The 26,442-nt window shown below is 58.5% G+C and carries 23 protein-coding genes; 13 read left to right on the top strand and 10 right to left on the bottom strand.

Annotated elements, in window-relative coordinates:
- Positions 1–22: 22 nt before the first annotated feature.
- The 3 genes from Pan181_RS08915 to Pan181_RS08905 form a co-directional block, all read right to left on the bottom strand.
- The gene (locus Pan181_RS08915) at positions 23–1,309 is read right to left on the bottom strand and encodes an MFS transporter (protein WP_145246492.1); all 1,287 of its coding nucleotides are present in this window, start codon (positions 1,307–1,309) and stop codon (positions 23–25) included.
- A gap of 116 nt (positions 1,310–1,425) precedes the next feature.
- Positions 1,426–2,163, bottom strand: a complete 738-nt coding sequence (locus tag Pan181_RS08910; protein ID WP_145246491.1) for a class I SAM-dependent methyltransferase — start codon at positions 2,161–2,163, stop codon at positions 1,426–1,428.
- 138 nt (positions 2,164–2,301) lie between these two features.
- Complete coding sequence (locus Pan181_RS08905) at positions 2,302–2,913, bottom strand: MarC family protein (protein ID WP_145246490.1); 612 nt, start codon at positions 2,911–2,913, stop codon at positions 2,302–2,304.
- Between the two features lie 308 nt (positions 2,914–3,221).
- Between Pan181_RS08905 and Pan181_RS08900 the strand changes: the two genes are divergently transcribed.
- From Pan181_RS08900 to Pan181_RS08885, 4 genes are all read left to right on the top strand, one after another.
- Positions 3,222–4,244: a hypothetical protein gene (locus Pan181_RS08900; RefSeq protein ID WP_145246489.1), complete on the top strand. Its 1,023-nt coding sequence runs from the start codon at positions 3,222–3,224 to the stop codon at positions 4,242–4,244.
- 303 nt (positions 4,245–4,547) lie between these two features.
- Complete coding sequence (locus tag Pan181_RS08895; RefSeq protein ID WP_197529067.1) at positions 4,548–5,996, top strand: OprO/OprP family phosphate-selective porin; 1,449 nt, start codon at positions 4,548–4,550, stop codon at positions 5,994–5,996.
- Positions 5,997–6,502: 506 nt separating this feature from the next.
- Positions 6,503–7,351 carry a hydrogen peroxide-dependent heme synthase gene (gene hemQ / locus Pan181_RS08890; protein ID WP_145246487.1) on the top strand — a complete coding sequence of 283 codons (849 nt, stop codon included), beginning with the start codon at positions 6,503–6,505 and terminating at the stop codon, positions 7,349–7,351.
- A gap of 318 nt (positions 7,352–7,669) precedes the next feature.
- Positions 7,670–9,376 (top strand): peroxidase family protein, encoded by a 1,707-nt coding sequence (locus Pan181_RS08885; RefSeq protein WP_145252104.1) that lies wholly within the window; start codon positions 7,670–7,672, stop codon positions 9,374–9,376.
- Here the strand turns inward: Pan181_RS08885 and Pan181_RS08880 are convergent.
- Positions 9,344–10,573, bottom strand: a complete 1,230-nt coding sequence (locus Pan181_RS08880) for an endonuclease/exonuclease/phosphatase family protein (protein ID WP_197529066.1) — start codon at positions 10,571–10,573, stop codon at positions 9,344–9,346. The genes Pan181_RS08885 and Pan181_RS08880 overlap by 33 nt on opposite strands.
- Positions 10,574–10,793: 220 nt before the next feature.
- On the opposite strand from Pan181_RS08880, the gene upp reads away from it, so the two are divergent.
- From upp to hpt, 3 genes are all read left to right on the top strand, one after another.
- Positions 10,794–11,447, top strand: a complete 654-nt coding sequence (upp, locus tag Pan181_RS08875; RefSeq protein ID WP_145246485.1) for a uracil phosphoribosyltransferase — start codon at positions 10,794–10,796, stop codon at positions 11,445–11,447.
- 54 nt (positions 11,448–11,501) lie between these two features.
- Entirely contained in the window at positions 11,502–12,779 is a 1,278-nt protein-coding gene (locus tag Pan181_RS08870; RefSeq protein WP_145246484.1) for a NupC/NupG family nucleoside CNT transporter, read from the top strand.
- Positions 12,780–12,869: 90 nt separating this feature from the next.
- The gene (hpt, locus tag Pan181_RS08865; RefSeq protein WP_145246483.1) at positions 12,870–13,424 is read left to right on the top strand and encodes a hypoxanthine phosphoribosyltransferase; all 555 of its coding nucleotides are present in this window, start codon (positions 12,870–12,872) and stop codon (positions 13,422–13,424) included.
- A gap of 45 nt (positions 13,425–13,469) precedes the next feature.
- Here the strand turns inward: hpt and Pan181_RS08860 are convergent, their stop codons facing one another.
- Together Pan181_RS08860 and Pan181_RS08855 are read right to left on the bottom strand one after the other, a co-directional pair.
- Positions 13,470–14,372, bottom strand: coding sequence for an aminotransferase class IV (locus Pan181_RS08860; protein WP_145246482.1), 903 nt, complete (start codon positions 14,370–14,372; stop codon positions 13,470–13,472).
- 36 nt (positions 14,373–14,408) lie between these two features.
- Positions 14,409–15,122 (bottom strand): sulfotransferase-like domain-containing protein, encoded by a 714-nt coding sequence (locus tag Pan181_RS08855; RefSeq protein ID WP_145252103.1) that lies wholly within the window; start codon positions 15,120–15,122, stop codon positions 14,409–14,411.
- Positions 15,123–15,454: 332 nt separating this feature from the next.
- On the opposite strand from Pan181_RS08855, the gene Pan181_RS08850 reads away from it, so the two are divergent.
- From Pan181_RS08850 to Pan181_RS08840, 3 genes are all read left to right on the top strand, one after another.
- Entirely contained in the window at positions 15,455–16,042 is a 588-nt protein-coding gene (locus Pan181_RS08850; protein ID WP_145246481.1) for a hypothetical protein, read from the top strand.
- Positions 16,043–16,092: 50 nt separating this feature from the next.
- Positions 16,093–17,871 carry a PAS domain-containing sensor histidine kinase gene (locus Pan181_RS08845; RefSeq protein WP_145246480.1) on the top strand — a complete coding sequence of 593 codons (1,779 nt, stop codon included), beginning with the start codon at positions 16,093–16,095 and terminating at the stop codon, positions 17,869–17,871.
- 180 nt (positions 17,872–18,051) lie between these two features.
- The gene (locus tag Pan181_RS08840) at positions 18,052–18,507 is read left to right on the top strand and encodes a nucleoside deaminase (RefSeq protein WP_145246479.1); all 456 of its coding nucleotides are present in this window, start codon (positions 18,052–18,054) and stop codon (positions 18,505–18,507) included.
- A gap of 6 nt (positions 18,508–18,513) precedes the next feature.
- On the opposite strand, the gene Pan181_RS08835 is transcribed toward Pan181_RS08840, so the two are convergent.
- The 3 genes from Pan181_RS08835 to Pan181_RS08825 form a co-directional block, all read right to left on the bottom strand.
- Positions 18,514–18,987 (bottom strand): TraR/DksA C4-type zinc finger protein, encoded by a 474-nt coding sequence (locus Pan181_RS08835; protein ID WP_145246478.1) that lies wholly within the window; start codon positions 18,985–18,987, stop codon positions 18,514–18,516.
- Positions 18,988–19,032: 45 nt separating this feature from the next.
- Positions 19,033–19,818, bottom strand: a complete 786-nt coding sequence (locus Pan181_RS08830) for an alpha/beta hydrolase (protein ID WP_197529063.1) — start codon at positions 19,816–19,818, stop codon at positions 19,033–19,035.
- A 68-nt stretch (positions 19,819–19,886) separates the two neighbouring features.
- Entirely contained in the window at positions 19,887–21,380 is a 1,494-nt protein-coding gene (locus Pan181_RS08825) for a DUF6666 family protein (RefSeq protein ID WP_145246476.1), read from the bottom strand.
- 303 nt (positions 21,381–21,683) lie between these two features.
- Between Pan181_RS08825 and ade the strand changes: the two genes are divergently transcribed.
- Complete coding sequence (ade, locus tag Pan181_RS08820) at positions 21,684–23,318, top strand: adenine deaminase (RefSeq protein ID WP_145246475.1); 1,635 nt, start codon at positions 21,684–21,686, stop codon at positions 23,316–23,318.
- A gap of 28 nt (positions 23,319–23,346) precedes the next feature.
- Entirely contained in the window at positions 23,347–24,384 is a 1,038-nt protein-coding gene (locus tag Pan181_RS08815) for a serine/threonine protein kinase (RefSeq protein ID WP_145246474.1), read from the top strand.
- 12 nt (positions 24,385–24,396) lie between these two features.
- On the opposite strand, the gene Pan181_RS08810 is transcribed toward Pan181_RS08815, so the two are convergent.
- Positions 24,397–25,476 (bottom strand): 3-isopropylmalate dehydrogenase, encoded by a 1,080-nt coding sequence (locus tag Pan181_RS08810; protein WP_231943792.1) that lies wholly within the window; start codon positions 25,474–25,476, stop codon positions 24,397–24,399.
- Between the two features lie 247 nt (positions 25,477–25,723).
- On the opposite strand from Pan181_RS08810, the gene Pan181_RS08805 reads away from it, so the two are divergent.
- Positions 25,724–26,431, top strand: coding sequence for a hypothetical protein (locus Pan181_RS08805; protein ID WP_145246472.1), 708 nt, complete (start codon positions 25,724–25,726; stop codon positions 26,429–26,431).
- The last annotated feature ends 11 nt before the right edge of the window (positions 26,432–26,442 follow it).

Below are 26,442 nucleotides of genomic sequence, written 5' to 3'. Positions count from 1 at the left end.
CAAACGAAAAACCAGGCTGCGACTAGCTTGCCATCGCAGGGGCTTCCTGCAGCGGGGTTTCTTCGGTTTCCGCGACCGGCACCGGAGGCCCGGCGAAACCGAACGCGGCCACCGCGATAACGGTGGAGAGCGACACGAACAGCCAGACCGACGCGTCGTAGCTGCCGAGTAGCTCGAGGGTAAAGCCCATGATAAAGGGTCCCACGCTGCAACTGATGACCATCGCGGTCCACACGCTGCTACGAATCGAGCCGAGGTTTCGGCGGCCAAAGTAACGAGGCCAGAGCGTGTTGCCGGTTACTTGCAGCAGCCCTTGATTGGCACCGAGCGCTGCCGCCCCGACGTAAGCCATGAAGATCGAGCCCGGCATGCCGAGACACAGGGCCGAGGTGCCGAGGAGCAATATGGAGCTACCGAGCAAAATGCGCAAGGGAATATGGTCGGCCAGCAGGCCCCCTTTGATCTGCATGATGCCCATGGCCGTGGCCGAGATGGGAAACACGAGCGCTGCCTGCTCGGCGGTAAAGCCGTTCTCGCTAAAGAGTCGCGACAGGTTGATGAACAGCGCGGTCGCAATCATGCCAGTGAGGGCGGTGGCCGCTACGGCTACCCAATAAGTTGGTGTGCGGACTGCTTCGGCCAGGGTGAAGTCAGGGCCATCGCTCACTGGTGGTTCGTTCTCTGAAGGGATGACTTCGACGACCTTCGTATTGTTGCGATACACCACCAGCATCAGCGGCATGAGGATCGCAATCACAATCCCGCCGACGATGGCATAAGCGTCGCGCCAGCCGTATTGCTGGATCAGCGCCAGGATGCCGAGCGGCACGATCGCCACGGTGGCCGACATGCCGATGCCGGCCAGTCCCGAGGCCACGCCGAGTCGCCGTGAGAACCAAGTGCCGAGTGTGTTCGAGGCGGCCATCGACAACGCCCCCTGCCCAAACGCCCGTAGCGCGAAGAACGCACACGTGAGCCCCACGACCCCTTGCACCTTGGAGATCGCAAAGCAAGCCGACCCTACAGCCAGCACCAGAGCCATCGATACGATGCGGAGCCCCCAGCGATCCATCAACCGCCCGATGCCCATCAGCGGCAACGCAGCCAGGGCGCTGGCGATCATGTAGGCCCCGGTGATCGAGGTTTCGCTGAGCCCCAGTTCCTCGCGGATCGGTCCCATGAAGAGCGACACACCGAACGACTGCCCCGGCGACGTGCCCGCTTGCATGAGAATGGCAACGGGAATCATCACCCAGGCGTAAGCCGGGTCGGCAGGCATCGACGTGCGCGGGGCGGGTGTCTTCGACATCGGGCGCGGGAGGGCTAGTGGGCGGGGGGAACGGGTGCCTGGCGGGAAACGCGATTATACCCGCTAAAAGCGAGGCGGCCAGGGCAAACACTTTTGGGACGACTTCGCCGCATCGATTACTTCACCGCACCGAAAGCCGCAAAGCAGGAGTTCTTGTGCAGCAACTCGACCTTCGCGAAGCCAACCTGTCGCAGCAGGTCGAGCTGATAGGTGACCGGACGTGGGGTGTCTTCTTTGTCGATGTACGCAAACACCTTATCGCGGTAGGCTTCGCCGCCGAGTTGGGTGAGGTAGTCGCCGTAGCGTTGCCACATCATCTGGTGCACCACGGTGGTTTCGTGCAGCACGAGATCGGTGATCCACACGCTCCCGCCTGGGGTGAGCAACTGATAGATCTTGGTGAACGCGGCCAGCCAGTCGTCATCGTCGCGCAAGTGATGCAACACAGCTGCCGCTAGCACAACGTCGAACGACTCGCTCGGCAGCTCGGCATGGCGAAAGTCGTCGTGCCAGATGCTAATGGCGCCCGCGCCGGCTTCGGCCACGCGTTGCTCGGCGCGATCGAGCATCGGGCGGCTGAGGTCGAGCAAGTCGACATCGAAGTTCGAACCGTACGCCTGCCGCAGCTTGAGCGTGTTGTTGCCTGCCCCACAACCAATGTCTAGCACCCGGCGAATCGTTGGAGTCGAAGCAATCGCCGCCTGGGTAATCAGCTCCATGGCGAGCGGGGCGTCGATCGTCGCGGATTGCCCCGTCTCGAGATGCGTAAAACGCTCGACGTCGTGGTCGAATCGCTCGCGGATCTCTGCGGTCGTCGATTTGTTGGCAAACTCCGTTGGCTGGGCTGGTTCCATGCGTTACCTTTAATTGGGCTGGCAGTCAGGCGGTTGAAACATCGGGCCGCGACATTCATATACGGTCGGGGCCCGCAGCAGAGACAGCACGAGCCTCTTGTGGGTTCGCTGGGAGCGACCCGTCGGTGTCCTAGTCCTCTAGAACTGCGCGGCCCAGGAGCGGATGCCTTGCATGATCATCTCGACCGCCACGGTGCCGACGTAGAGCGCGGTTACCCGCCCGGCGATCTCGATGTAGCGATCGATGATACCTTTGCGCGACTCGCGGAGTAGGTCGTGCAGGCTCTTGAGGACGAGCATGATCGCCACTGAAACGCTGACCGCGGCCATAATCGCGAGGCACGATTCCAAGGGAGGAAGCCGCTTGCCAATCACCACGCTGGCGCTGATGGTACCTGGCCCAATCAGTACCGGCATGGCGATCGCCCCGGCCAGGTTGTCGGAATCGCCTCGCAGGATTTCGATGGCCGTCGGTCCCTTGAAGACAAACTGCACGCCGATAAGGAGGAAGACGATACCGCCGAACACTTGGAACGAGGCAAACTCGGCGTGGATGAGACTGGTGAAAATCGCCTCGCCCAACAGGGCAAAGCAGCAGAACACCGCCGAGGCGATGGCCGCCGCCCCGATCAGCACCCGACGAAACGTAAGCCCATCGACCTTGCGAATCACGTCGAGCAGGTAGATGATCACCAGAAACGGGTTGAGCAACGCGAGCAGTAGTGCGGTCGCGTGAATAAAATCTGTCATCGGCTTCGGAGAATTGGCAATCGCAACGCCGAACACCGCCCGACGCGAACAGGGGAACCATCACTTCGCACGCAGTATAACGAGCCTCGAGCGTCTCGCAAACGTGGGGCCGCCGGCGGCAGGCATTTGGGGATCCCCCTCCCCCACCCCGGCCAACTTCCGTAGCCATGGAACCCCGCTCCCCGGCTGGTTAGAATGAGAGTCGCTGAAATTAGCTGTTTTACCGGAGTGCTATTTGTGGTGACACCTATTCCACTACATTCTATGTACTTCTATCGTTCATCTCATATCGGATACGGCTTGTTCTCATGAACCACACAGCTGCTATCTCACGCGATTGGTCCTCTTGCTGGATCCTGTTCTTACTCTGCTCGTGCTGTGCGTTGTCGGCTCCCCTCTCTGCCGAGTTGATCGCAACCGGCGACGTCACGCCTGCCGATCTATCAATCTGGCAGGAAAGTACGCAGAGTTTCGTTGGGAGAACCTCCAGCGGACAGTTGCACATCACCAACGGCGATAGCCTGCCTAGCGGCAACGGCGAAATTGGCTACCACGCCAATGCGTCGGGAGTCGTGCAGGTGGAGCAGAGCGGTTCGTCGTGGATGCTCGAAGAGAGCCTGACCGTGGGACGGGATGGCAACGGCAACTTGATCATCACTGAGGGAGGGCTGGTCGCATGCGAAGCCTCTGTGGTCGGGCTGCATGCTGGCAGCAAAGGCAAAGCATCGGTTTCGGGCGAGGGTTCCACCTGGAACGCAGGCACGCGATTCACCGTAGCTCTCGACGGAGAGGGCAGCCTATCGATCTACGATGGCGGCATCGTGAACTGCGACAACGCTGGCATGGGAATCTTTGCAGGGTCGGTAAGCGACGTCTACGTCGGGGATCCCGGCTCGCGATGGAATGTCGCCGACCAATTCACCTTAGGCCTTGTAGGCGATGCGCAGCTCACCATTACGAACCACGGTTTAGTGAGTGTCGGTGGCGTCCTTTCGATTGGCTTGCCTCAGACGGTCGGCAGTCAGCTCAACATGTCGGAATATGGAAGGCTCGCCGTTTTCGGAAAAGCCGACGCATCGATCGAGCACTTCTTATCCTCCATCGTAGGCAACGACGACATTCGCTACTGGGACCAAGCGACTACCACTTGGGCGCCGATCACCGAAGCTGTCCAGAACCGCGACTACACGCTCCGCTACATTCACCAAGGCGAGCTGGCTGGCTATACCATGTTGACGGTCGGCCCGGTGCCCGAACCCGCGTCGGTGCTGCTCGCGATTCTCGGCTTCGCAGGCGTGGGATGCCTGGCTAGCCGGCGGGCGACGCGGTAGCCGCATGGGCTGATCAGGCGGCCATCGCCGAAGTCTCTACGGTCAGCATGGCATCAACTTGGGGCAACAGGCGAACCTAGGCAACCACCAGGCGGTTCATCGCCTCACTTTTTTTACGGTGTCTCGCAGGCTTCTGATGTCCGCTGTCTTACCTAATCGGTACAACCGATAACATCCCATAAGGGTGTCGATGCGCACTGAGTCAATTTGCTTTCACGTTTTGCTATCAGTTGTCCTTGATTCATGTTCGATCGGCAGTTTCCCTCCATCGTTGCTAAATCGCTCCTTTTGTGGGCGATTCTCATGCACGGTACATCGATTCAAGCTGCGACACCACTGCTAGCTTATCCACAGGACTTGGCCAGTTCGGCGAATCAATCGTCCGAAGCCCCCTCGCTTTCGCTTGCGGCTATTGGTTCATCCACGCCAAGGGAACTGGCTTCGCTCAACGAGCGGGTGGAACAACTCGAGGCCCTACTCGAAGAACAACAAGCCGCGGCAGAGAAGAAAAAAGCCGAAGCGTCTGGCAAGCCAACCCTCAAGATCAATGGACGCATCCACTTGGATGCCTGGAGCTTTCCCGAGACCTCGCCTGGCATTGGTTACTTCGAACATCCTGCGGCCGCTCTGCCCGACTTCGGACAAGATCCAGACGATCGCATTTTCTTTCGCCGTATTCGCTTGCGGTTTCAAGGCGAAGCCTTCGAAACCATGGTGTATCGCATGCAGATCGACTGGAACTCGGCCGACTCGGGCGAGATGAAGGACATGTACATCGGGTTCAAAGAGCTTCCCGTGCTGGGAACCTTGCTCATCGGCAACCAGAAACGCCCGCTCGGCCTCGATCATCTGAATAGCAGTCGCTTCAATATCTTCATCGAACGCCCGCTGGTGATCGAAGCGTTCAACGAAGACGCGCGGCGGATCGGAATCGCTTCGTACAATCACACGAGCGACGAGTCGTACGCCTGGTGCATCGGCAGCTACCTGATGGAGAATGTGACACTCGATGGCGAATACATTGGCGACACGCTGCAGGCGAGCGGCAACGCCCGCCTGGTACACAGCCCTTGGTACGACGAGGCTTGCGACGGCCGGAACTACGTGCACTTTGCCATCGCTGGCATGCTGGGTCATCCCGATGGCGATGCCGACCCGACCGATGCCAATAGCAATGAAGGGCGGTTTCGGACTCGTTCCGAGGTCCGCAGCCAGTCGCGGTGGCTCAACACCGGGCGTATTCCGGGCGCCGATTGGTACGAAGTGGCCGGCGTCGAGAGCATCGTGAATCTTGGCCCCCTGCAGTTTGTCGGCGAGTACCAGTCGACTTGGTTGCAGAGGGACGACGAGACGGTCGGCACTGGACCCGACCTGCACTTCCACGGAGCGTACTGCTACGTCTCCTACATGCTGACCGGTGAGCACGTACCGTACAATCGCACGTCGGGGACCATTGGTCGCGTAGAACCTCGACAGAACTTCTTTCTCGTCGACAGCTGCAACGATGGGGTAGCCGCAGGCTGGGGTGCCTGGCAACTGGCGGTGCGTTATTCGTACCTCGACCTGACCGACCAGGACATCGCGGGAGGAGTGGAGAACAACGTAAGCTTCGGCCTGGTGTGGTACTTTAATCCCTACTCGTCGATGCAATTCAACGCGGTCTACGGCGACATCGAGAATCACGAGGCGGTCGAAGGGTTTACCGACGGCCACTTCACCGCCTTGGGCACTCGGTTGCGAATCGACTTCTAGGGCGACCTCGTTTAGGCCCCGTCACTCCCCGCTCACTCTTCCGACTGCTCCGCGGGCAGCGAAGAGCAGTCGTTGCGACGCCCCCCTCCGTTGGGGGTGGCCATTCTTTTCGATGGAATTGCGAGCGAAAGATGGTCTAATGGATACTGAACATCTGATCCATTCCGTCCTTACCATTTAACAAGCTGCAAACACCCCAAGTCCCCGCCCGACAAGTTGCCCAGAATAGATTCCCATGTGGGAAAATTGAAATTCGAGTTATGGCCCACCCCCACCACGTAAACGCATGCACACCAAGCACTTACGGTGCAGCGTGTCGACGTAAGAATTTACCCACTCGATCGTTTATGGGGAAATGGGAATCTATCGAGGGGGATTTTGGAATGGGGAAATGGGAATTCGGAAGTGGAACATCGCCTTCCGCCTTCCCCCTTTCCTGTTCCACCCGGTGTCGGGATACTGAATAGAAGCTGACCAACGACTCCAGAATCATCCAAGGCCTCGCCATGTCCCGCCCTCCGATGCCCTCCGCACCTGTCGACGTTCACCCGCTGCACCCTGCTGCAGGCGGCTGGCACTGCAGCCATCTGTACTATTCGTTCGACCGCGGCGTGCTGAGCGGTATGTCGGCCGAGCAGATCTCGACCGGCAGCCAGGAGTTCATCGCCGCGCTCGATGCCGCAGGGCCTGATGCCCCGATGCGGCTGCAATCGTCGATCATTAGCGGTCATAAGGCCGATTTTGGGCTGATGATGATGGATCCCGACCCGCTGAAAATCGATGCGGTGCATCAACGGCTGATGGCCTCGAAATTGGGCCCGGCGCTAAAGCTTGGCTACTCGTTTGTGTCGGTTACCGAAATTAGCGAGTACGTGCCGAGCGTCGAGCAGTACGGGCAGCGGCTTGTGGTCGAGGGGGAGACCGAGGGGAGTCCCAGCTGGACCGCCAAGGTGAAAGCCTACGAAGGGCGGCTGGGTGCGATGAATCGCCAGCGGCTGACTCCTGAATTCCCCCCCTACCGGGCTACCTGCTTCTACCCCATGAACAAGAAGCGAAAGGTCGGCGAAAACTGGTTTACGCTGCCGAAAAGCGAGCGAAACCGCATGATGAGCGAGCACGCCCGCAGCGGAATGGCCTACGCCGGCAAGGTGAGCCAGCTGATCACGGTCGCCCTGGGAATGGACGACTGGGAGTGGGGCGTCACGCTCTGGGGCGCGAATCCCGAGTTCCTGAAGGACATCGTGTACCAGATGCGATTCGACGAAGCGAGCGCCAGATTCGCTGAATTTGGGCCGTTTTTGATCAGCTATGTAAGTCCCGCGAATTCGATACTAGAACATTGCAGAATCAGATAATCCGGGTAAACTGGAAGGGTGGAGCGGAACACCGTGGACTTTGCGGGTTCCGCACCTTACGAGTGATGGATGCTCTGCAGTAGCTTCCAGCTTTTCATAACCCTTTCGAGTTGCCAATCGCCTGACGTCTCGCAAATCGCCCTTATTGCCAGCCCTGCGTGGGTTATGTCTTCTGCCGATTTGTCAGGTTTTCGCATTGGTTTTTCGTCGGTGCACGCTGGCTTCAGAAGGTTTGGCATTTAGGAGTAGGAATCGCAGCCGAGGGGGCTGCATGCGATCGGTCGAGTACGTCTGGCTACAACCACCTAGCCCGACACCATGATTACACGAATCGCCGCGTTTGCTGTTTGTGTGCTGGCTTTAAGCTCGCTGGCAACGGCTCAGCCGTATCGCACCTTCGATGGTTCGAGCAACAACACATTGAATCCCAGTTGGGGACAGGCCGGAACCGCGTTCCTCAGGCTCGCGCCCGACAGCTACCCCGATGGGCTTGGCGAGGTCTACACCCCCTCGCCCGCCCGCCCGAATCCGCGACTGATCAGCAACACGATGTTTGCCCAGTCGGGCTCGGTCGACTCCGCGACTGGACTCACCAGCGGAGTCTGGCAGTGGGGACAATTTTTGGATCACGACATTACCCTCGCCCACACCAATTCGGCCGAACCAATGATGATCATGGCACCTGCCGACGATCCTTATGGAATGACGATGATTCCGACCTCGCGTTCGGTTGTCGCTAGCGGCGAAGGAGAACTGCGGCAGCAGGAGAACTCGCTCACGAGCTACATCGATGGTTCCAACGTGTATGGTTCCGACGCGGCGACCGCTCAAGCACTTCGCGCAGGGGTGGGCGGGCGGATGCTCACCTCGGCGGGCGATCTACTGCCGACCACCGACATGGCTCAGGTAGCCGACGTAAAGATGGATAACAGCGGCAATCCGGCAACCATGTTCGTGGCTGGCGACATTCGCGCTAACGAGCAACCCGGCCTGACTGCGATGCACACGCTGTTTGTCCGCGAACACAACCGCATCGCCGACGCCCTGGCGGCGATGCCGGAGTACGACGCGGTGGCCGACGACGACCTTCTTTACTTAAAGGCACGCACCATCGTCGGTGCGGAGATGCAGTCGATCACCTACAACGAGTTCCTGCCGATGCTGATGGGAGCCTACGCTCCCGAGGTGGCCGACTACCAGTACGATCCCTCGGTGAACGCTGGGATTGCGAACGAGTTCTCGACCGCCATGTTCCGCTTGGGCCACACGATGCTCAACGAGAACCTGCTGTTGGCCGGCGAGGATGGGGAAGTCGTCGGCCAGATCGGTTTGCGCGACGCCTACTTCATGGGGGCAAGCTACTTACAAGATTCTCCTGAGCTAGTCGATAAACTGTTGATGGGCCTGGCGACCCAGACTTCGCAAGAGATCGACACCCAAGTGGTCGACGACGTTCGCAACTTCCTGTTCGCCAACGTGCAAGGGATGGGACTCGACCTAGCCGCGATCAACATCGAACGAGGTCGCGAGCATGGTCTGGCCGACTATAACACGATGCGAACCACCTACGGGGAGATCGTTGCCGATCTGCCTAGCTTCGAAGAGATCGACCTCACCGCTGCGGAGTCGTTTGCCGAGCTAGATGTCGATCCGACGGTGATCGCTCAGATTGAATCGCTGTACGACGACGTGAACAACCTGGATCCATGGGTCCTGGCCCTCGCCGAGAACCATGTGGAAGGAACCAACTTGGGGGCCCTGCTGCTGGCCGGACTGGCCGACCAGTTCACCCGCCTGCGCGACGGCGACGCCCACTTCTACATGGGCAACTCGTACCTGTGGACCGACGAGGTGACCTCGATCGTCGATTTCGACGACTTGCACCTGATGGACATCGTGAGTTGGAACACCGAGATGAAGCACTCGCCGATGGATTTCTTCCAGAGCACACGGGTACCCGAGCCGAGCACGATGGTGCTACTCGCTCTGGGCCTAGTCGGCGGCTGGCTGGTCCGCCGGCGGTAGCTTGAGATCGACCCACACCAACCGATGATCGGTCGCGCGAATCGCTTCGCTGCCGGGCTCGCCGGGCTTGGGCCAGAACACGCCGGAGTGAACAACCTGCAGCGTCTGTGATGGTAACACGTAGTCGACCCGCAGGTTACCATGCCCATCGCCGGAGAAGTCGGCCGTGTCGTGACTCGCGTCGCCGTGGTGCTTGGCGTTAAGCTCTGCCTGCAGCCGACTGGCCTCGACCGCTCCTTCACTAGTCGGCGTACTGCTGGCGTTGATCAGCGGGTGGTTGAGCAGTTGGTTGATGTTCTCGCCGGCCGAGTCGCCATCGACCGGGTCGGCGTTCAAGTCACCCAGGATCACGAAGTGAGCACCCGCTTCGAGCCCGCCACGGTGGCCCTGGTCGTCGACCAGGTAGTCGCTACGAGCGGGATCGATGTAGTCGGCCCACAAGCGGATCTCGTCATGGTTTCGCCGGCCGTTGCGATCTTCTGGGCCATCGAACACCGGCGGCGTCGGATGCGAGCAGAGTAGGTGCAGAGTCCAGGTTTGATCGCCGGTCTTCACCTTGATCGGCACATCCCAATGGCTCTTCGACGACAAGCGAAACACGTTCAAGATCTCGTCGCTATAATACGACTCGCCCGTCTTCGGATCGACCGGAAGCTTGGCACCAGGCATGTCCTTCCAGAGAAACTTCTGGAACGTGCGAACTTTGCGCATGTCGGGTCGCCAGCGAGCGTAAGCGGCCATGCCATACTGGCCTGGGTAGCGACCGTAGCCAAAACAGTCGTTGGGACCATCGGTCGAGCCATCGCCATCGATGTCCAGCCCGCTCGGCACACCAGTGTTGACTGGCAGATAGGTTGGTCGCGCAAGACGAACCTCTGAGAGTCCCTCTCTCTTCAAATAGAAGAATTCGCAAGAGAAATACATCGCTGTGTTGATGTGATTAGGAGCCTGATAATCAAATTCATTGAGCAACAGCATGTCAGGCTGCACTCGCCGGATGACTTCGGCGATCTTCTGTGCTTGTGCATCTTCGGCTTGCAAGTCTTCCAGCAGCTGCCCCGCGCGGTTGCGATAGAACGACACATTGTAAGTCGCCACGCGGATCACCGAGTCGTCCTTCGCCGGCATTTCGGCCCTGGCTCCCGCGGCAACCAGGCAAGTAATTAGCAAACAAGCGGGTAGCAGCAGCGTTGGCATCGAAGCATCCAGAGACAACGAGGAAAGGTGTACGGCGTAGGGATATTGTACCGCAGAAATCTCCATGAAACGTGGACGGTGGTGGGAGAAACGCGAGTTTCGCCGCGACGCGAGTTCTTAACATCCACCCGACAACCAGCTAGAATAATCTGCCGAAACGGTCGGGCGGCTTGGTCGACCTTGGTTATGGCATCTCCATCCAGCAGGCACTCCGAGAACCATGCTGTCCAAAAGTCCCGAGATTACCGCGGGTGTATTCGAAGTCGACCATCCGTTGATCGAATGCCACTTGTCGGCACTGCGTAGCGTAAACACCACCCCACTGTCGTTTCGCTCGCACGTTCGCCGATTGGCAACGCTGCTGGCCTACGAGGCAACCCGCGACCTGGCCGTGGAACCGACGCCGGTTACCACTCCGCTAGCCGAGACCGAAGGTGGCAAGCTCACCAACCGCATCGGCCTGATCCCAATCCTGCGGGCGGGGCTCGGCATGGTCGACCCGGTGCTCGACCTGATACCCACGGCCGAAGTTTGGCATCTGGGACTCTACCGCGACGAAGACACCGCCCAACCGGTCGAGTACTACAGCAAGCTCCCGCCGGGTCGCCCGGTGGATGTCGCCTTGGTAGTCGACCCGATGCTGGCAACCGGCGGCTCGATGCTCGCGGCTTTGGAAACGCTCGAGAAGTGGGGCGTGAAGCAACTGAAGTTGCTATCGATCATTGCTTCGGCCGAAGGGATCGAGATCGTCGAGAAGGCGTACCCACAAGCACAAATCTACGTGTGCAAAATCGACCCTGTACTGAACGACGTTAAATACATTGTGCCAGGCCTCGGCGACGCTGGCGACCGCATTTTCAATACCCTCGGCTAATCACGACTGCGGTCGTCTCGTCCGTTCATCTTCTAACGAATCGATGCCTGAGCTATGGAACGTCTTGTAAGTGTGCTGGGTCTGGTAGTGATGATCGCTCTCGCCTGGGCGATGAGTCCTCACCGCAATCGCATTCCCTGGCGTGTCGTTGCTGGTGGTCTGGGACTCCAGTTCGTGTTTGCCTTGTTGATCCTACGAACCACTACTGGCCTCGAGTTCTTTGAGTGGCTCGGCACCTTGTTTCAAGGAATGATGAACTTCGTCGACGAAGGTTCGGCGGTTCTCTTTGCCTTGAACGGATCGCCGGAAGATATCGGCTCGACTCCTCGTTTGGCGTTGCTCAGCGCGTTTGCCTTTGGGGTGTTACCGACCATCATCTTCTTCTCGTCCTTGATGTCGGTGCTCTATCACTTGGGCATCATGCAATTGGTGGTCCGAGGACTGGCCTTTGTCATGCAGAAGACACTCGGTACTTCCGGTGCCGAGACCCTGTCGGCCGCGGCCAATATTTTCGTAGGACAGACCGAAGCTCCCCTCGTGGTGCGTCCTTACGTGGGCAAAATGACGATGTCGGAACTGATGGTCGTCATGGTAGGTGGCTTCGCGACCATTGCCGGCGGTGTGATGGCCATCTACGTTCGCATGGGCATTAGCGCCGGCCATTTGATGACGGCTTCGGTCATTTCGGCTCCGGCAGCACTGCTGATTGCCAAGGTCATGCAACCCGAAGTGGAAACGCCAGAGACTATGGGAAAAACCGCTTCGCACATGGAGCGGAAGACTGGCAACGTGATCGAAGCCGCTGCCGAAGGGGCGTCGGCCGGGCTGCACCTGGCCCTGAACGTCGGTGCGATGCTCATCGCCTTTGTCGCTTTGGTAGCGATGCTCAATTTTCTAATAGGCTATGCAGGCCAACAGTTTGGCTTTACCGGCGATGCTGTGTGGACACTCGAAAAGGGTTTCGGGTACGTCTTCTATCCCTTCGCCTGGTTGATGGGCATCGCCAGCGACGACTGTTTCCAGGCGGGACAGGTATTGGGTACCAAAATGGTGCTCAATGAATTCGTCGCGTACGATCAATTAAAAACCTACGCGGAGAACGAAGCCTTCCACGATGCAGAACACACGAAAACCATCCTGACCTACGCCCTCTGCGGCTTCGCGAACTTCTCCTCCATCGGCATCCAACTCGGCGGCATCGGCGGCATTGCCCCGGAGCGTCGCGGCGATCTGGCCAAACTCGGCCTGCGTGCCATGCTCGGGGGAACCCTGGCCGCGTTCATGACCGCTTGCATTGCCAGTTTGCTGTACGTGGCCCCCGCGGCTGGCTAACGATTGCCGCCTGACACTTGCCTTGCAACTCACTATAATTTCCCCAGCGACCGACTGCGACGATTCCATTTTCCAGCGAGCAATTGCCCGATGAAAACCCTTTATTCCCGCGAAGAACTGCACCAAGGTGTCTCGGCCATGGCCGCTGAGATTGCCGAGTGCTACAAGGACCGCCATCTGACGATTGTCGGCGTCCTTACTGGTAGCCTGGTGCTGGTAGCAGACCTGATTCGCCTGCTCGATTTACCGATGCGAGTGGGAGTGATCGCCGCCAGTAGTTACCGCGGAGCCACCACCACCCGCGGCGAGCTGTCGATCAACGACGAACTGATGCTCGACATTCGCGGGCGGGATGTGCTGCTGGTCGACGACATCTTCGACACCGGACACACGCTGGTGAAGGTGATGGAGAAGATGCAGGAGTACGAGCCAAACTCGCTGCGTTCGGCCGTGTTGCTTCGGAAACATGGCCGCCAGGAAGTGCAGGCCGACCCCGACTTCGTCGCGTTCAACATCCCCGACGAGTTCGTCGTGGGATACGGCCTGGACTACGAAGACATGTACCGCAATCTTCCATTCCTTGGTGCGCTTGAAGAAGACGACCTGAAGGCGCACGCCGAAACGGTCAAGCAGCATCAGCTGTAGGACGACTTAAAGGTTGCTCCACCGGGCTACTCGCCACGTAGGGCGTTAGTCGACCACCACGGTTCCACTGCTCGCAGTGAGTTCGCGGTAGGCTTGGCCCAGGCGTGCGACCATCGGCCCCCCTGCCCCGACGCCGATCTTGTTGCCATCCAGCGCGGTGACAGGTGCCAGCTCGCCCATGGTTCCGGTGCAGAAGACTTCGTCGGCACGCAGGACCTCGGGCACCGAGATGTCGCGGACTTCGTGAGGAATCTCCAGCTGCTTGCAAAGCTGCAGTACCGTGGCCCGCGTAATGCCTTCGGGGCAGGCAGCGGTGGTCGACGTGGCGACGACTCCCCCGGTCACCATAAACACGTGGGTGGCATTGGTCTCGGCGACGAATCCCCGCCCATCGAGCATCAACGCATCATCGGCGCCTGCTGCGGTAGCTTGCAGCTTGGCCAGGATGCTGTTCAGCAGGTTGTTATGGTGGATCTTGGGATCGAGCACATCGGGCGAGGAGCGGCGGAACGAACTGGTGTGGAGCGTGATGCCGGTTTTGTCGTACACCGGGCGTTTGAACTCGGCCAGCACGATGAGCGTCGGCCCTGCCTGATTCAGCCGAGGGTCCATACCGCTGGTGATCTTCACGCCGCGCGTGAGGGTGAGCCGAATATGTACCTCGTCGCGCATGTTGTTTGCTTCGAGCGTGCGACGAATCTCCCCGACAATGTGGTCGCGAGTGGGGATCTCGGCAAACGACAGGGCCTTGGCCGAGTGGAACAACCGCTCAAGGTGCTCCTCGAGCTTGAAGATGCGACCATTATAGAGCCGCAGCCCTTCCCACACGGCATCGCCCCCCTGCACCACCGAGTCGAAGGGGCTCACGCCCGCTTCGTCGCGGTGCGACAGCTTGCCATTGATATTGATGATCAGATCTTTGTTTCGCGGATCGAATTGCTGCAGCATAAGAAGATCGTTGGTCTTTAAGTGATGTGTCGTGGTTTAGGGCATGAGTTTATGCGCGGCAAGCTCGTCGTAAAGTGCCTGGCACTCGGCATATAGCTCCTGCAAATGGGGAGGCACGTCGGCCATCTTGGGTCGATAGTTTCCAAAACTGGTCGACTCGATCACATTCGAGTACCAGTGCTTCTCCCAGATGCCATCGGTATCGCGCGGCCCCGCTTCCCAGGTAAGCATGCAGGGATCAAAGTCCACTCCCACTGCTTCGCACAGTTGCTCCAGAAGCCCATGGGGATTGAGCAACACGTCGCGAGAGTCGATCACGGCAGGAGTCTTGCCGGTACGTTGCTGCTCGCGGCGGAAAAGGTTCACCTGTTGCGGCAGCGCAGTTTCCTCGATCGCAGGCTGAGGGAAAAACTCAGAGAGTGAGAGCAACATATCCCGCGGGTCGCGAATCAAAAACACGTTGACTAGCTGCTCGGTCCAATCGAGCGACATGTGATCGAACAGGTGATGAGCCATGTGTTTCTGGTAAAACACGGTCTTATTCTGCGGCAATGGAGCCAGCAACGTTTCCACGACCTTCTGCCAATCCGATTCGTGATGGCGGATGATCAAATCCCATTCGGGATGATGGGTGAATCCAGTGTGCACCAGATAGTGGGAATACAATGGCTCGTCGACCACCACTGTGTCGGGCCGGCTTCCCCAGGATCGCATTAGGGCCGTCGAAATATTTCGCGGCCCGGACCACATGGCTATTCTCTTGACGTCGGGCATCGATGGGACCGTAAAACAGGGAAGGAACTCGGTTGAATACCGGTCCAGTCTAGCGACCCCACAGGCGAGTTGCTAGAGAAGTACGGGCGTCCGCCACAGCGGAATTGCCCGAGGTCGTTGGGGACCAAACTTTGGCGGTCGAGGTGTCACAATCGTTACCGCTGACACTCCCGCTACAACGTCCAGAGGATTGCCCGCCGGGGGAATACGAAGATTTCAGTAAACCGCGGCTGGCGACTTATCTTTCACCAGACGAACCACCCAACGACCCATCCTGGGGCCAGGCACCTCACTCGGCTTCAATGTCCATGCATCTTCCGTTTGAACCTCACGAATTGTCGACCGAACTGGTCGACACCGGCGCTGCTCGGGCGGCTGAATCGCTCGCAGAGCTAGTAGGCTGCTATGTGCACTTGGACGTATGTGAAATCTACCGTTTGCCGGTGGATGAGCTGCCGAAACTCATCGTGGATCAGGCCACGATCCTGCAGTCGTTCAAGGGCAAGGTCTGTGGCAAGGCGATGCTTCTTTTTCCCACCGCGAACAGTCGAGCAATGGCTGCCCTGCTGGCGGGTTACCCAGCCGCCCGCGACATCGCCCTCTTCGAACAGGCCAGTGTGCTCTCCGAGGTGGGGAACATCGTACTCAATGGAGTGCTGAGCTCCGTCGCTCGCTTGATCGACGACCAACTGTACTACGAAGGCCCTTGCTTCTATCTCGACGGTCAACTGCAGGAACGTCTCGCAGCGAAATTACCAACACAGGCTGAGGCGATTCAGCTTTTGGCAGCAGACTTGTCGCTGCAGATACGCTCACGCGAAATCCGCGGGACTCTACTGCTGGCCTTTTATCAAGAGACAATCGCCCCGGTTGCCAAAGAGTACTCCACCGCATAACAGGAAAACCCCTTCCTGCAAATCGAACGCCCTGATTGCCCCCGACTACCATGAACCGGCCCTCGATTGAAATCGAAGACAACACCGCGATGCTCGACCTATTACCCATTGGGTCCATGATCGTGGATGTCGACCTACGCATTTGCAAATGGAATGCAACACTCGCTGCCTGGACCGGCATCAAAGCATCAGAAGCCACTGGAGAGAAACTCACGACGCTCTTTCCCAACCTCTACCAGACACTCTACGAAAAACGTTTGCGCGAGGTTTTCGACACGGGTTTACCAGCGGTATTCTCCGCTTCGCTCCACCGACATTTCCTGCCGATTCGTCCGCGGTTTGGAGTGCCACTGGCAATGATGGTGCAACAAGCGGAAGCACGCTTAATGGGTAAAGACTCGGCTTACGCCCTGGTAACCATCCAGGATGTCTCGCTGCAACATCTGCACATTAATCAATTGAAGCAGGAACGGGCTGAATTGGTTGCAACTCAGGAACGGATGGAAACCGCATTTGAGTGGCTGGAAGTCTCGAATACCGAACTTCGCCGAACCCAGCGAGAGATTCGCGAAAGCCAGGAATATACCGATAACATCATTGGCTCGATGATCGATATGCTGCTGGTGGTGAACCGCGACGGATTGATTCGCCGCGTGAATCGTTCGGTATGCTCGCATCTTGGATACACGGAGTTCGAGCTAATTCACCAGAATCTCGCCTTGATGTTTGTCCCTTCGGAGGGGCAAGAACAATCAGGCGGATTTGCCAGCACTGTGGATGTTCAGCAAGTGCTGATCACCGATCTATTTGCCAAGGGCAAGCTCTCGGTCTCGGATCTTCGCTGTCGCACCCGTGAAGGCAAATGGCTCTCGGTAAACTACTCGGGATCGGTCATGAAACACGTTGCCGACAACGAACCCTCGGCAGTCATCTTGCTGCAAGACATCACCGACACGAAACGCATTCAAAACGAACTCGCCCGCGCGCAGCGGATGGAATCACTCGGCCAACTCGCGGGAGGGGTTGCCCACGAGATCAATACTCCGATGCAGTGCCTGGCTAGCAATATCGAATACCTGGACGACGCAGTCGGGTCGATGGTGCAGGTGGCGACTCAATGTCGCGAAATGCTTGCCTTGCCAGCTGAGCAGCGTGAAACCGAAGCCAAGAAACTGGCCATGCACTTGGAATCGGAGTCGTTCACCGAACTCTGCAAGGACTCCCCCGAGGCAGTTCGCGATGCGATGGACGCGGTTCGCCGAGTGATTGATATCGTACGGGCGATGAGGGCTATGACTCACCCTGGCACGAAGAACTTCGTTGCGACCGACCTGAACGAAATGGTACGTGATGCGGTGACCATTTCGGCCAACCGTTGGCGACATTGTGGTGACCTGAAGGCCGATCTCTGCCCCGACTTGCCGAGCGTGCGAACCATCCCAGGCGACATGATTCAAGTGGTGATGCACTTGCTGGTGAATGCAGGCGACGCGCTAGCTGAACAGCACGAACAAACCGGCATCCATGGCATGATTCATGTCCGCACTAAAGTGGAGGACCGCCAAGTAGTGATCGAAGTCGAAGACAATGGCCGCGGCATCTCGGCTCCTATTCGAGAGCGCATTTTCGAGCCCTTCTTCACCACGAAAGAGGTCGGCCGAGGTACCGGCCAAGGCCTTTCGGTCTGCTATCAAGCAGTGATGCGTCATCACGGGACGATCGACTTTACTTCAAAAGTGGGTGAGGGAACGCTGTTCATTATTAAGCTGCCGATCGATCCCGACGCGGTGAAACCACGACGCATTATCGCGTCGGCCCGAAGAAACTAAGAATTGGCTTCACCCACCCTGTCGATCGGGTCGAGTTAAGAGGGTTAGTAGCAGCCCTTTACCAGGCAATTGACCGCTTTCAACTGCTAGGTGAACCAATAAGCCTGCTATCCTTTAACATAGAGAGCGATTGGTTTGACCTCGCTCTGAACAGCACACGTTCCAACCAGAGAATCATCGATGGCTCACGATCAATTTCTCGCTGCCGCACTTGCCGAAGCCCACCTGGGGGCCGAAGAGGGTGGAATTCCCATCGGCTCGGTGTTGGTTATCGATGGCGAGATCATCGGTCGCGGGCATAATCGTCGTGAGCAGCGGTTCAGTTCGATCCTGCATGCCGAAATGGACTGTTTGGAGAACGCCGGGCGGTTGAGTCCGGACGAGTACCGCCGCAGCATTTTGTACTCCACGCTATCGCCTTGCGATATGTGTAGCGGTGCCGCCCTGCTCTACAAGATTCCCAAGATCGTGGTTGGCGAGAACGTCAACTTCCACGGCCCCGAGGAGTATCTTCGCAGTCGCGGAGTGGAACTGGAGATCGTGAACGACGCGGAATGCATTGCCTTGATGAAGGACTTTGTCGATCACTACCCAGAACTCTGGAACGAGGACATCGGCGAGCTTGCTAAGAAGTAGCCGCCGCTAGCGGATCACACACCCACCGGTGCAAAACCGTTTGTAACGGGTGAGCCCGCTACCGCGACTCACACGGATTTCGATCAACGCACCGCAGCGAGGGCAGAACTCCGGATCGTCGTCGGGCAACGTTCCCGCCTCGGTTTTATGCTGGCATTCCGTGCATCGCTTGGTATCCGGCAAGAACTCCAGACGCTCTGGATCAATCGGTTTCCGGCAAACTTCGCACAACACAGCCGCTTGCCAGTCGTCCTCGTCTTGCCAGTCGTCGTCGGCATCCGATGCTTGCAAGCCGATCGCTTTGCACGTGGGGCAAGTCATCAGCGCCGCATACTCGGCGAGCAACGCCGCGACGATGCCTTCGTCCGGATCTTTATCGCGCCGCAGTTGGCCAACGAGTCGTAACCTAGCGACCAAGTCGTCAAGACCTGCAACGGTGCGATAGCTGCATGACTTGCAGGAGAGGATCTTGCGGAGCATGGTGCGGGCTCGATTTAGGTGGCAAAACACCTAGGATACCATGACCTATGGCAATTCATCCAGGAACCGGCTAACCGTGAGCAGGTAGGAGAACTCCGGAAACCAGTTGTGATCTGCCTCGTTGATCTTGATGAATTGCTTCGGCTGGTTGGCCGCGGCGAACAGTTTTCGCCCGTGCTCGATCGGAATCGTGTTGTCGTCGGTACCGTGGGCCATGAGCAGCGGCCCGCGGTAATTGCCGATCAGCTCAGCCGAAGGATACTGATTGCTGAGAGATTGGCCCACGCCGAGCATCGGAAACTTGCTATCCGCCAGCTCCGACAACGAATCGAAGGTGCTCTCGAGAATCAGTCCGCGAGCGCCATCTTCGGCGGCGACCTGCACCATGACCGCCCCACCCAACGAGCGGCCATAGAGCACCACTTGTTGCTCGTCGATTCCCTCACGCTTGGCGAGCCAGGCGCGAGCTGCTCGGGCGTCGGCGACCAGACCTGCTTCGCTTGGGGTGCCTTCGCTATTGCCGTAGCCGCGATAGTCGAACGCCAAGACACTCACCTGTAACCGCTTGGTCCAAGTAAGTAGCAAGTCGCTACGATGGGCCAGGTTGCCGGCATTGCCATGGGCAAACAGCACCACCGCTCGAGGATTCTCCACCGGGCAGTACCAACCTTCGATCTGAACCCCGTCGGCAGTTTGAATCTCCACTTCCTCATACTCAAGTTCTGAAGGAACTCGAGCATAGTCCAGCTCGTTGGAAGGCTGGTAGAGAATCGTCTCCTCTACCAGCCCCACCGTGCTTTGCGAAAGGCTCACGCAGCCAGTACAAGTCATCGTGACGAGTACGAACGCTACGTAGGGCCACGAATGGTGAAATGGGATTCGTTGCATGTAACTTTTGGTTACTCGGTGACGATCAGGCTGCCGTTGTTGGCCACATCGAACATTGGGCGGAACGGACGATTGCTCGCCTGCTTGGCGCGATAACCGTAGTGCCAGACCAGGCTCATGCCGAGATTCCAGGCTTCGTCGCGTGCTCCGGCCCCTTCGGTGCCACCTTCGGCAATCATGTAGGTCCAGTTACCGCTGAGCGACCACCGATTGTTCAGTGGCACGTGGAAGTCGGTGCCGAGCACGCCGTTCGAGTCACCGGTAAATCCGGCAAACGCCCGGCAGTCGCCACCATGCTGACCATTCACCTGGTAGTAGAACAAGTACTGATCGGCGGCCTTAAACAGTGTGTTGCCGACTGCACTTTCGTTAGAGTGCGTTGCAAACTGAAAGCCAAACTCGCGGCAGTTGGGATACCGCCAACCGAGTTGGCCGCGGATCTGTCCAAAGTCGTTCGACATTTGACGCTCGTCGCGAAGCATGTCCCAGACCACGCCGTACCGCCATCCAAAACGATTGCGATGGAACAGACCGGTGGTGATGAAATGCTGCGAGTGCGAATCGTCAGAGGCACTCACTGCATCGCCGTGGAGTTGGTTCTGAGTCGCCTGGTAACCAAATTGGTAACCGAGACCGGGCCAAGGGAGCCAGGCCATCTTGCCACCGATGTTGAATCCTTCGTGAAAGCCAAAGTTGCCGCCGTCGCGATTGAAGTCGAGCGGACCTTTGAAACCTTGCACACCGCCGAAGATGGTGAACTCCTTGACGGGCGGAATCCACAGGATCGGGGTGCAACCGCGCGACTCGAATCCGAACAACGCTTCGGGCCAAGGAACCGTGTCGCAGCAGTCGTCGCAGTCCCAGTAGTTGTCGCAGATGCTACCGCAGCCGTCGTAACAAACGTCGCCGCAGCCGCCACCACCGCAACCACAGGCTCCGCCACAACTGCAAGCACCGCCTGCAGCACAAGATGCTTCGCCAAACATGATGTCGCCGGCACAACAACCTGGCTCAGCCGCATAGCAAGCGTCGCCACAGCCAAAGGGAGTCGCCCCGCACGTCGGCTCGGGAACACCACACCCGACTTCACCCATGAGCATCGGGCCCGACATCATCTCGTCGCCGTAGTATTCACCCACGACGTAGTCTTCTTCGGTGGGCTGCATGGCCGGCAGTTCTTCGGGCTCGGTGAACTGCGTCGGAAGCACGCCGACGGTGGTCCGCATAGCGGTTTTCCGAGCGCGAGACTCCGCCGTCTGATACTGATGAGGCTCTGGCCGCTTCAAAGGTCGGGCGGTTGCTGGCTGCTTAAACTGCGTTGGCTGCCGAAAAGTCGCCTGAACAGCCGTGTTCGCGGACGTAGCCGGGCGGGCCACGGTACGCGTGGTAGGCTCCTGCCGAGTGGATTGCACCCACTGCAGTTCTTGGCCAATGGCAAAGGGAGAAAGTACCGATAGTGCTACCACCATCGTGGTGGCAAAGATGCTAGTGCTGTGAAGTCGCATCGATCTAATCCTTGGGGAGGGCTAATCAAGATCGTTGGACATACCGGATGGCGCAAACTTCCACCGAAATGTCCTGGCCCCCCAGGATTTCGTACCTGCAAGATGGTATCGGCATCGTCAAAGTCGATACTTTCGGAAAAGTTTGACATTTTCTCATTCGAAATGCTGGCACTGCTGGAGCGCGACGCCAATTCCCGGTAGGTTGGCGGTCGATTAGCCAGCGGCAATCTTGGTGAGGTGCCTGTGCCTCGTTGCTTGCTAGCTTGATGGATAGCCCTTGCCTTTAGAACGATTCTTCGACCGATGCCAAGTTTGATTGCTAACGTAGTAGACATTGCCAACCGCTCCGTCGCTCCCGCTGAAGTGGTGTGGGAAGATTCCCGCATCGTGAGCATTACCCCCTATGCCGACGAGAAGCCAACCACCTATCTGTTGCCCGGCTTTATCGATGCCCACGTGCACGTCGAAAGCTCGATGCTGGTGCCGACCGAGTTCGCCCGCGCGGCGGTACTGCATGGCACGGTTGGATCGGTGAGCGATCCACACGAAATCGGCAACGTGCTTGGGGTCGCGGGGGTGGAGTACATGCTAGCGAGCGCGTCGAAAACGCCGTTCAAATTCTGCTTCGGTGCTCCTTCTTGCGTGCCGGCTACCAAGTTTGAAACCGCTGGGGCAACCATCACCACCGCCGAGGTCGAGCAGTTGCTCGCCGAAGCCAAGATCGGCTACCTGAGCGAGATGATGAACTTCCCCGGCATCCTGTACGGCGATCCCGATTGCCTGGCCAAGGTGGCCGCTGCCAAGAAGGCGGGCAAGCCGGTGGATGGGCACGCCCCCGGACTGCGAGGCGAGCAAGCCGCCAAGTACATAGCGGCTGGTATCACGACCGATCATGAGTGCTTTACCAAAGAAGAAGCCCTCGACAAACTGGCGGCCGGCTGCAAGATTTCGATCCGCGAAGGATCGGCCGCGCGTAACTTCGACGCGCTCGTTTCGCTCATCAGCGAACACCCCGGCATGACCATGCTGTGTAGCGACGACAAGCATCCCGACGAACTGTTGCTTGGTCACATTAACACGCTGGTCCGCCGCGCGGTGGCCGCAGGTACCGATCTATACGATGCATTGACCGCCGCCTGCGTGACTCCAGTTGAGCATTACTCGCTTGATGTTGGGTTATTGCGTGAAGGAGATCCCGCCGACTTTATCGAGGTCGATTCGCTGGAAGAATTCAACGTTCTGCGTACCTGGATCAACGGAGAGTGCGTTGCCGAGAAGGGGTCGACCACGCTAGCTCGCGTCGAGCCCGAAATCGTCAATCGCTTCCAGGCACGCAAGGTTTCGGCCATCGAACTATCGGTTCGGGCGAGCTACGCGGAGACCATCAAAGTCATCGAGGCCATCGATGGCCAGCTAGTGACCAATTGCCTGGAGATGCCTGCCAAGAAAGAGCGGGGCGAGATCGTTTGCGATGTCGAGAACGACATTCTCAAACTGGTGATCGTCAATCGTTACCGCCCTGCCCTGCCGGCAATGACGTTCATCAAGAACTTCGGCCTCAAAGCGGGTGCCCTCGCTTCGAGCGTCGCCCACGACTCGCACAACGTGATTGCAGTGGGAACTTGCGATGCGGACCTCGAAGCGGCGATCAATCTGGTGATGGAAAGCCATGGTGGCCTCAGCGCCGCGTCGGTGGAACAAGGCATCGCCGAAGTACTGCCGCTGCCAGTCGCAGGGTTAATGGCAACCGGCACTTGCGCCGAAGTAGGAGAAGCATACGCGACGCTCGACAAAACCGTGAAGCAGTGGGGCTCTCCGCTACGCGCACCTTACATGACGCTCAGCTTCATGGGACTGCTGGTGATCCCCGAGCTGAAACTGAGCGACTTGGGATTATTCGATGGAGGGCAATTCCAATTTGTCGATGCTTTCAAATGATTTAGGCTTCCTCCGTGGGTGATGAGACATGAGTACGTTTCAAGAGGTGATCGGAGAGTACAAAGTAGTAAAAGAGTTGGGCAGCGGAGCATCGGGCGCTGCCTACCAAGCAGAGCACCTGGAATCTGGCGAGCAAGTAGCCATCAAAGTGATGCACGACCGTCTGGCTTCGGATCCCAACATTCAGAATCGGTTTGTTCGCGAAGTTTCGGTGCTTCAGAAGCTCGACCATCCCAATATCGTTCGCCACATCGATTGCGGACTGGATGATGGTCGGCTCTACCTGGTCATGGAGTGGGTCGACTACGGCACACTCGATACGGTGCTACGTCGGCGACAACAGATTGGATGGCGCGAGACCGTGGAATGCGTCTTGCAGATTTGCGCTGGGCTGCAGCATGCTCATGAGCGAGGCATCATTCATCGCGATCTGAAGCCGGCCAACTTGTTCTTGTCGACCGCGGGGCATGTAAAAGTCGGCGACTTCGGCCTGGCTCGCGACGCCGAACTGCATCGGCTGACCATGGAAGGCAATACCGTGGGATCGTGCCGCTACATGGCTCCTGAGCAAATCCGCGGCGCGGACAAGTTGACCAGCGCCTGCGATCTGTATGCGGTTGGCTGCTTGATGTATCGCATGCTGGAGGGGCGCGTCCCGTTTGATGGGGAAACCATTATCCAGGTGTTTGAAAACCACCTATACAAAGAGATCCCCAAGCTCTCTCCCAACTCCGACCGCCCAGCGGCCTTGGATACACTGGTCGAGCGATTGTTGGCCAAGCATCCAGCCGACCGCCCTGGCAAAGCCGACGAAGTTGCCGAAGCCTTGCAGGCGATACTAGATGGCAATCCAGTGCGCACCGAGTTCACGGCCGTTACGCCTGAACCTCAGGCCGAAGGCGACCCACCAGCCACGGCTGACAATAGCGGACCACCCAACCTGACCGAACGACTGATGTCGGGCGAGCCAGGCGGTGAGGTTCGCCAGGCAAACTGGGGCCTGCTGTTGGCCATTGTCGGAGCCATCGGCCTGATTGCCCTCATCGCCTGGTTGGCGAATCGCTAAACCGCGGACGGCTTACAGCGCGTCGGCGACCATTTTGCCAATTTCGTCGGTTCCATAGCCCGAACGGTCGAGGCTCTTGCCAGCGAACTTGGGGGTCACCGCTTTGACAGCTGCGCCGATGCGTTCGCCGCAAGCGATGGCGGCCTTGTCGCCTTTGATCCGCCCCGTTTCGCGGAGCAAGAGCCCCAGCGAGTCGATCGTGGCAATTGGGTTCGCCAGATTTTGGCCAGCGATGTCGGGCGCGGAACCGTGAACCGGCTCGAACATGCTGGGCGCGGTTCCGTCGGGGTTCAGGTTGCCGCTTGAAGCGATGCCCATCCCGCCCGCGATAGCGGCACCCAGGTCGGTGATGATATCGCCAAACATGTTGGGTACCACGATCACATCGTACAACTCAGGCTTGGCAACCATGTACATGCAGCAAGCATCGACGTGGTGATAATCGGTGGTGACTTCCGGGTAGTCCTCGGCCACCGCTTTGAAGGTGCGGAACCAGGTATCGCCAGCAAAGGTAAGCACGTTGGTCTTGTGCACCAAAGTCAGCTGCTTGCGCTCGCGGGTCTTCGCCAACTCGAACGCGTAGCGAATGCAACGTTCGGCACCGAATCGCGTAGCGACCATCGTTTGATTGCTGACTTCTTGCGCGGTGCCTTTGCGAACGAAACCGCCGACACCGCAGTACAGGTCCTCGGTGTTTTCGCGGACACAGACAAAGTTGATGTGCTCCGAGGTCTTATCCTTGAGCGGAGTATCGATGCCAGGATAAAGCGTTACCGGGCGGAGGTTGATGTATTGGTCGAGCTCAAACCGCAGCTTGAGCAGAATGCCCTTCTCGATCACCCCGCCAGCCAGACGCGGATCGTTCGGCAAACCGCCGACAGCACCGAGAAAAATAGCGTCGTACTTCTTCAGTTCGGCGATGTCGTCGTCGTCGAGCACATGGCCTGTTTCCAGGAAGTGAGCCGCAGAGAAAGGAAAATCGGTCACTTCATACTGGAATCCATCCCCAGGAGCCGCCGTGTTCAGCACTTGCATGGCTGCGGAAATCACTTCGGGACCGATACCATCGCCAGCGATCGTGGCAATTCGCATGGGAGTACTCATGATAGGGGCAATTCCTCGGATTCAATGCGTTAAAGGGTGACTTCGTAGTGTAACAATCCAACACCGCGATTGGCAGGCCCGCGGGGCCGACGCGACTGCGAAAAGCCGGCAAACATACTGTTAAGCCGTATCGAGCCGCGTTACACTGCTGGGCAGCAGAAGCCCCGGGCGGATTGCCCGAAGCCTGCCTCGCGGATCTTTAGCCGTTCACTCGTCTTAGTAGGTGTGTATTGCCATGAAAATTGGACCTTCGCTAATCGGATCCATCGTCGGAGCTGTGGTGGGGGTCGCTGCACAAATTGGAGTGGAAAGCACAACCGGCCACGAAGCCATGTGGTTTGCGATCGTCATCGGAGTGCTCACGGGACTAGGTGCACGAGCACTGGCGGGCGACGGACTCCAAAGGGCTAGTTACCTGCGGGCCGGCGTGGTGGCCATCGTGGCCTTCGTCGCCATCCTGGGTGGCAGCTACGCGGCCACGGAAATCTCGCGCCGCAAGAGCCTCGACGACTACGCTTCGGCTTCCTCCCAAGTCAGCAAGCCTGCAGCAACGGCAAGCACCGAGCCCGAAGGGCCTGCGGAGCCCTCCGACGAGCCGACGGCGGAAGAGCCCACGGAAGAGAGCAGCGAGCCCGAAGTAGTGGAACCTGCCGACTCGGAACCTGCAAGCGACACTCCAGCCACCTCGGAGTCGACTGATAACTCTCCCGAACCGGTTACCGAGGAGCCGCAGCAGCCCTCTGAAGAAACCGCCGAGACTCCAGAACCAACTAGCAGCGAGCGATCGCACACAGGTTCGCCGCTTTCGATTGAGGACATCGACGGTGTCGACGTGGTGAACTTTCCGCAGCAGGTGTCGACCTGGCGGGTGCTGTTTGTCGGCCTGGGTGTGTTCCTGGCCTACGAACTCGCCCGCGGTGGCAGCAATCGGCAACATGGCTAACTGCTGCCACC

The organism is Aeoliella mucimassa (assembly GCF_007748035.1).
GTDB lineage: Bacteria > Planctomycetota > Planctomycetia > Pirellulales > Lacipirellulaceae > Aeoliella > Aeoliella mucimassa.
Note: the sequence above shows the minus strand (reverse complement) of the source record. Positions and strands in the feature narration are given on the sequence as shown.

Excerpts from the sequence above, each read along its gene's own strand:
- Pan181_RS08905 (WP_145246490.1), bottom strand. The coding sequence starts at position 2,913 with ATGACAGATTTTATTCACGCGACCGCACTACTGCTCGCGTTGCTCAAC.
- Pan181_RS08880 (WP_197529066.1), bottom strand. The coding sequence starts at position 10,573 with ATGCCAACGCTGCTGCTACCCGCTTGTTTGCTAATTACTTGCCTGGTT.
- Pan181_RS08805 (WP_145246472.1), top strand. The coding sequence starts at position 25,724 with ATGAAAATTGGACCTTCGCTAATCGGATCCATCGTCGGAGCTGTGGTG.
- Pan181_RS08910 (WP_145246491.1), bottom strand. The coding sequence starts at position 2,163 with ATGGAACCAGCCCAGCCAACGGAGTTTGCCAACAAATCGACGACCGCA.
- Pan181_RS08810 (WP_231943792.1), bottom strand. The coding sequence starts at position 25,476 with ATGCGAATTGCCACGATCGCTGGCGATGGTATCGGTCCCGAAGTGATT.
- Pan181_RS08835 (WP_145246478.1), bottom strand. The coding sequence starts at position 18,987 with ATGCTCCGCAAGATCCTCTCCTGCAAGTCATGCAGCTATCGCACCGTT.
- Pan181_RS08915 (WP_145246492.1), bottom strand. The coding sequence starts at position 1,309 with ATGTCGAAGACACCCGCCCCGCGCACGTCGATGCCTGCCGACCCGGCT.
- hemQ (WP_145246487.1), top strand. The coding sequence starts at position 6,503 with ATGTCCCGCCCTCCGATGCCCTCCGCACCTGTCGACGTTCACCCGCTG.
- Pan181_RS08885 (WP_145252104.1), top strand. The coding sequence starts at position 7,670 with ATGATTACACGAATCGCCGCGTTTGCTGTTTGTGTGCTGGCTTTAAGC.
- Pan181_RS08825 (WP_145246476.1), bottom strand. The coding sequence starts at position 21,380 with ATGCGACTTCACAGCACTAGCATCTTTGCCACCACGATGGTGGTAGCA.
- hpt (WP_145246483.1), top strand. The coding sequence starts at position 12,870 with ATGAAAACCCTTTATTCCCGCGAAGAACTGCACCAAGGTGTCTCGGCC.
- Pan181_RS08830 (WP_197529063.1), bottom strand. The coding sequence starts at position 19,818 with ATGACTTGTACTGGCTGCGTGAGCCTTTCGCAAAGCACGGTGGGGCTG.
- Pan181_RS08860 (WP_145246482.1), bottom strand. The coding sequence starts at position 14,372 with ATGCTGCAGCAATTCGATCCGCGAAACAAAGATCTGATCATCAATATC.
- Pan181_RS08840 (WP_145246479.1), top strand. The coding sequence starts at position 18,052 with ATGGCTCACGATCAATTTCTCGCTGCCGCACTTGCCGAAGCCCACCTG.
- Pan181_RS08855 (WP_145252103.1), bottom strand. The coding sequence starts at position 15,122 with ATGTGGTCCGGGCCGCGAAATATTTCGACGGCCCTAATGCGATCCTGG.
- Pan181_RS08850 (WP_145246481.1), top strand. The coding sequence starts at position 15,455 with ATGCATCTTCCGTTTGAACCTCACGAATTGTCGACCGAACTGGTCGAC.
- Pan181_RS08870 (WP_145246484.1), top strand. The coding sequence starts at position 11,502 with ATGGAACGTCTTGTAAGTGTGCTGGGTCTGGTAGTGATGATCGCTCTC.
- Pan181_RS08845 (WP_145246480.1), top strand. The coding sequence starts at position 16,093 with ATGAACCGGCCCTCGATTGAAATCGAAGACAACACCGCGATGCTCGAC.
- ade (WP_145246475.1), top strand. The coding sequence starts at position 21,684 with ATGCCAAGTTTGATTGCTAACGTAGTAGACATTGCCAACCGCTCCGTC.
- Pan181_RS08815 (WP_145246474.1), top strand. The coding sequence starts at position 23,347 with ATGAGTACGTTTCAAGAGGTGATCGGAGAGTACAAAGTAGTAAAAGAG.
- upp (WP_145246485.1), top strand. The coding sequence starts at position 10,794 with ATGCTGTCCAAAAGTCCCGAGATTACCGCGGGTGTATTCGAAGTCGAC.
- Pan181_RS08900 (WP_145246489.1), top strand. The coding sequence starts at position 3,222 with ATGAACCACACAGCTGCTATCTCACGCGATTGGTCCTCTTGCTGGATC.
- Pan181_RS08895 (WP_197529067.1), top strand. The coding sequence starts at position 4,548 with ATGCACGGTACATCGATTCAAGCTGCGACACCACTGCTAGCTTATCCA.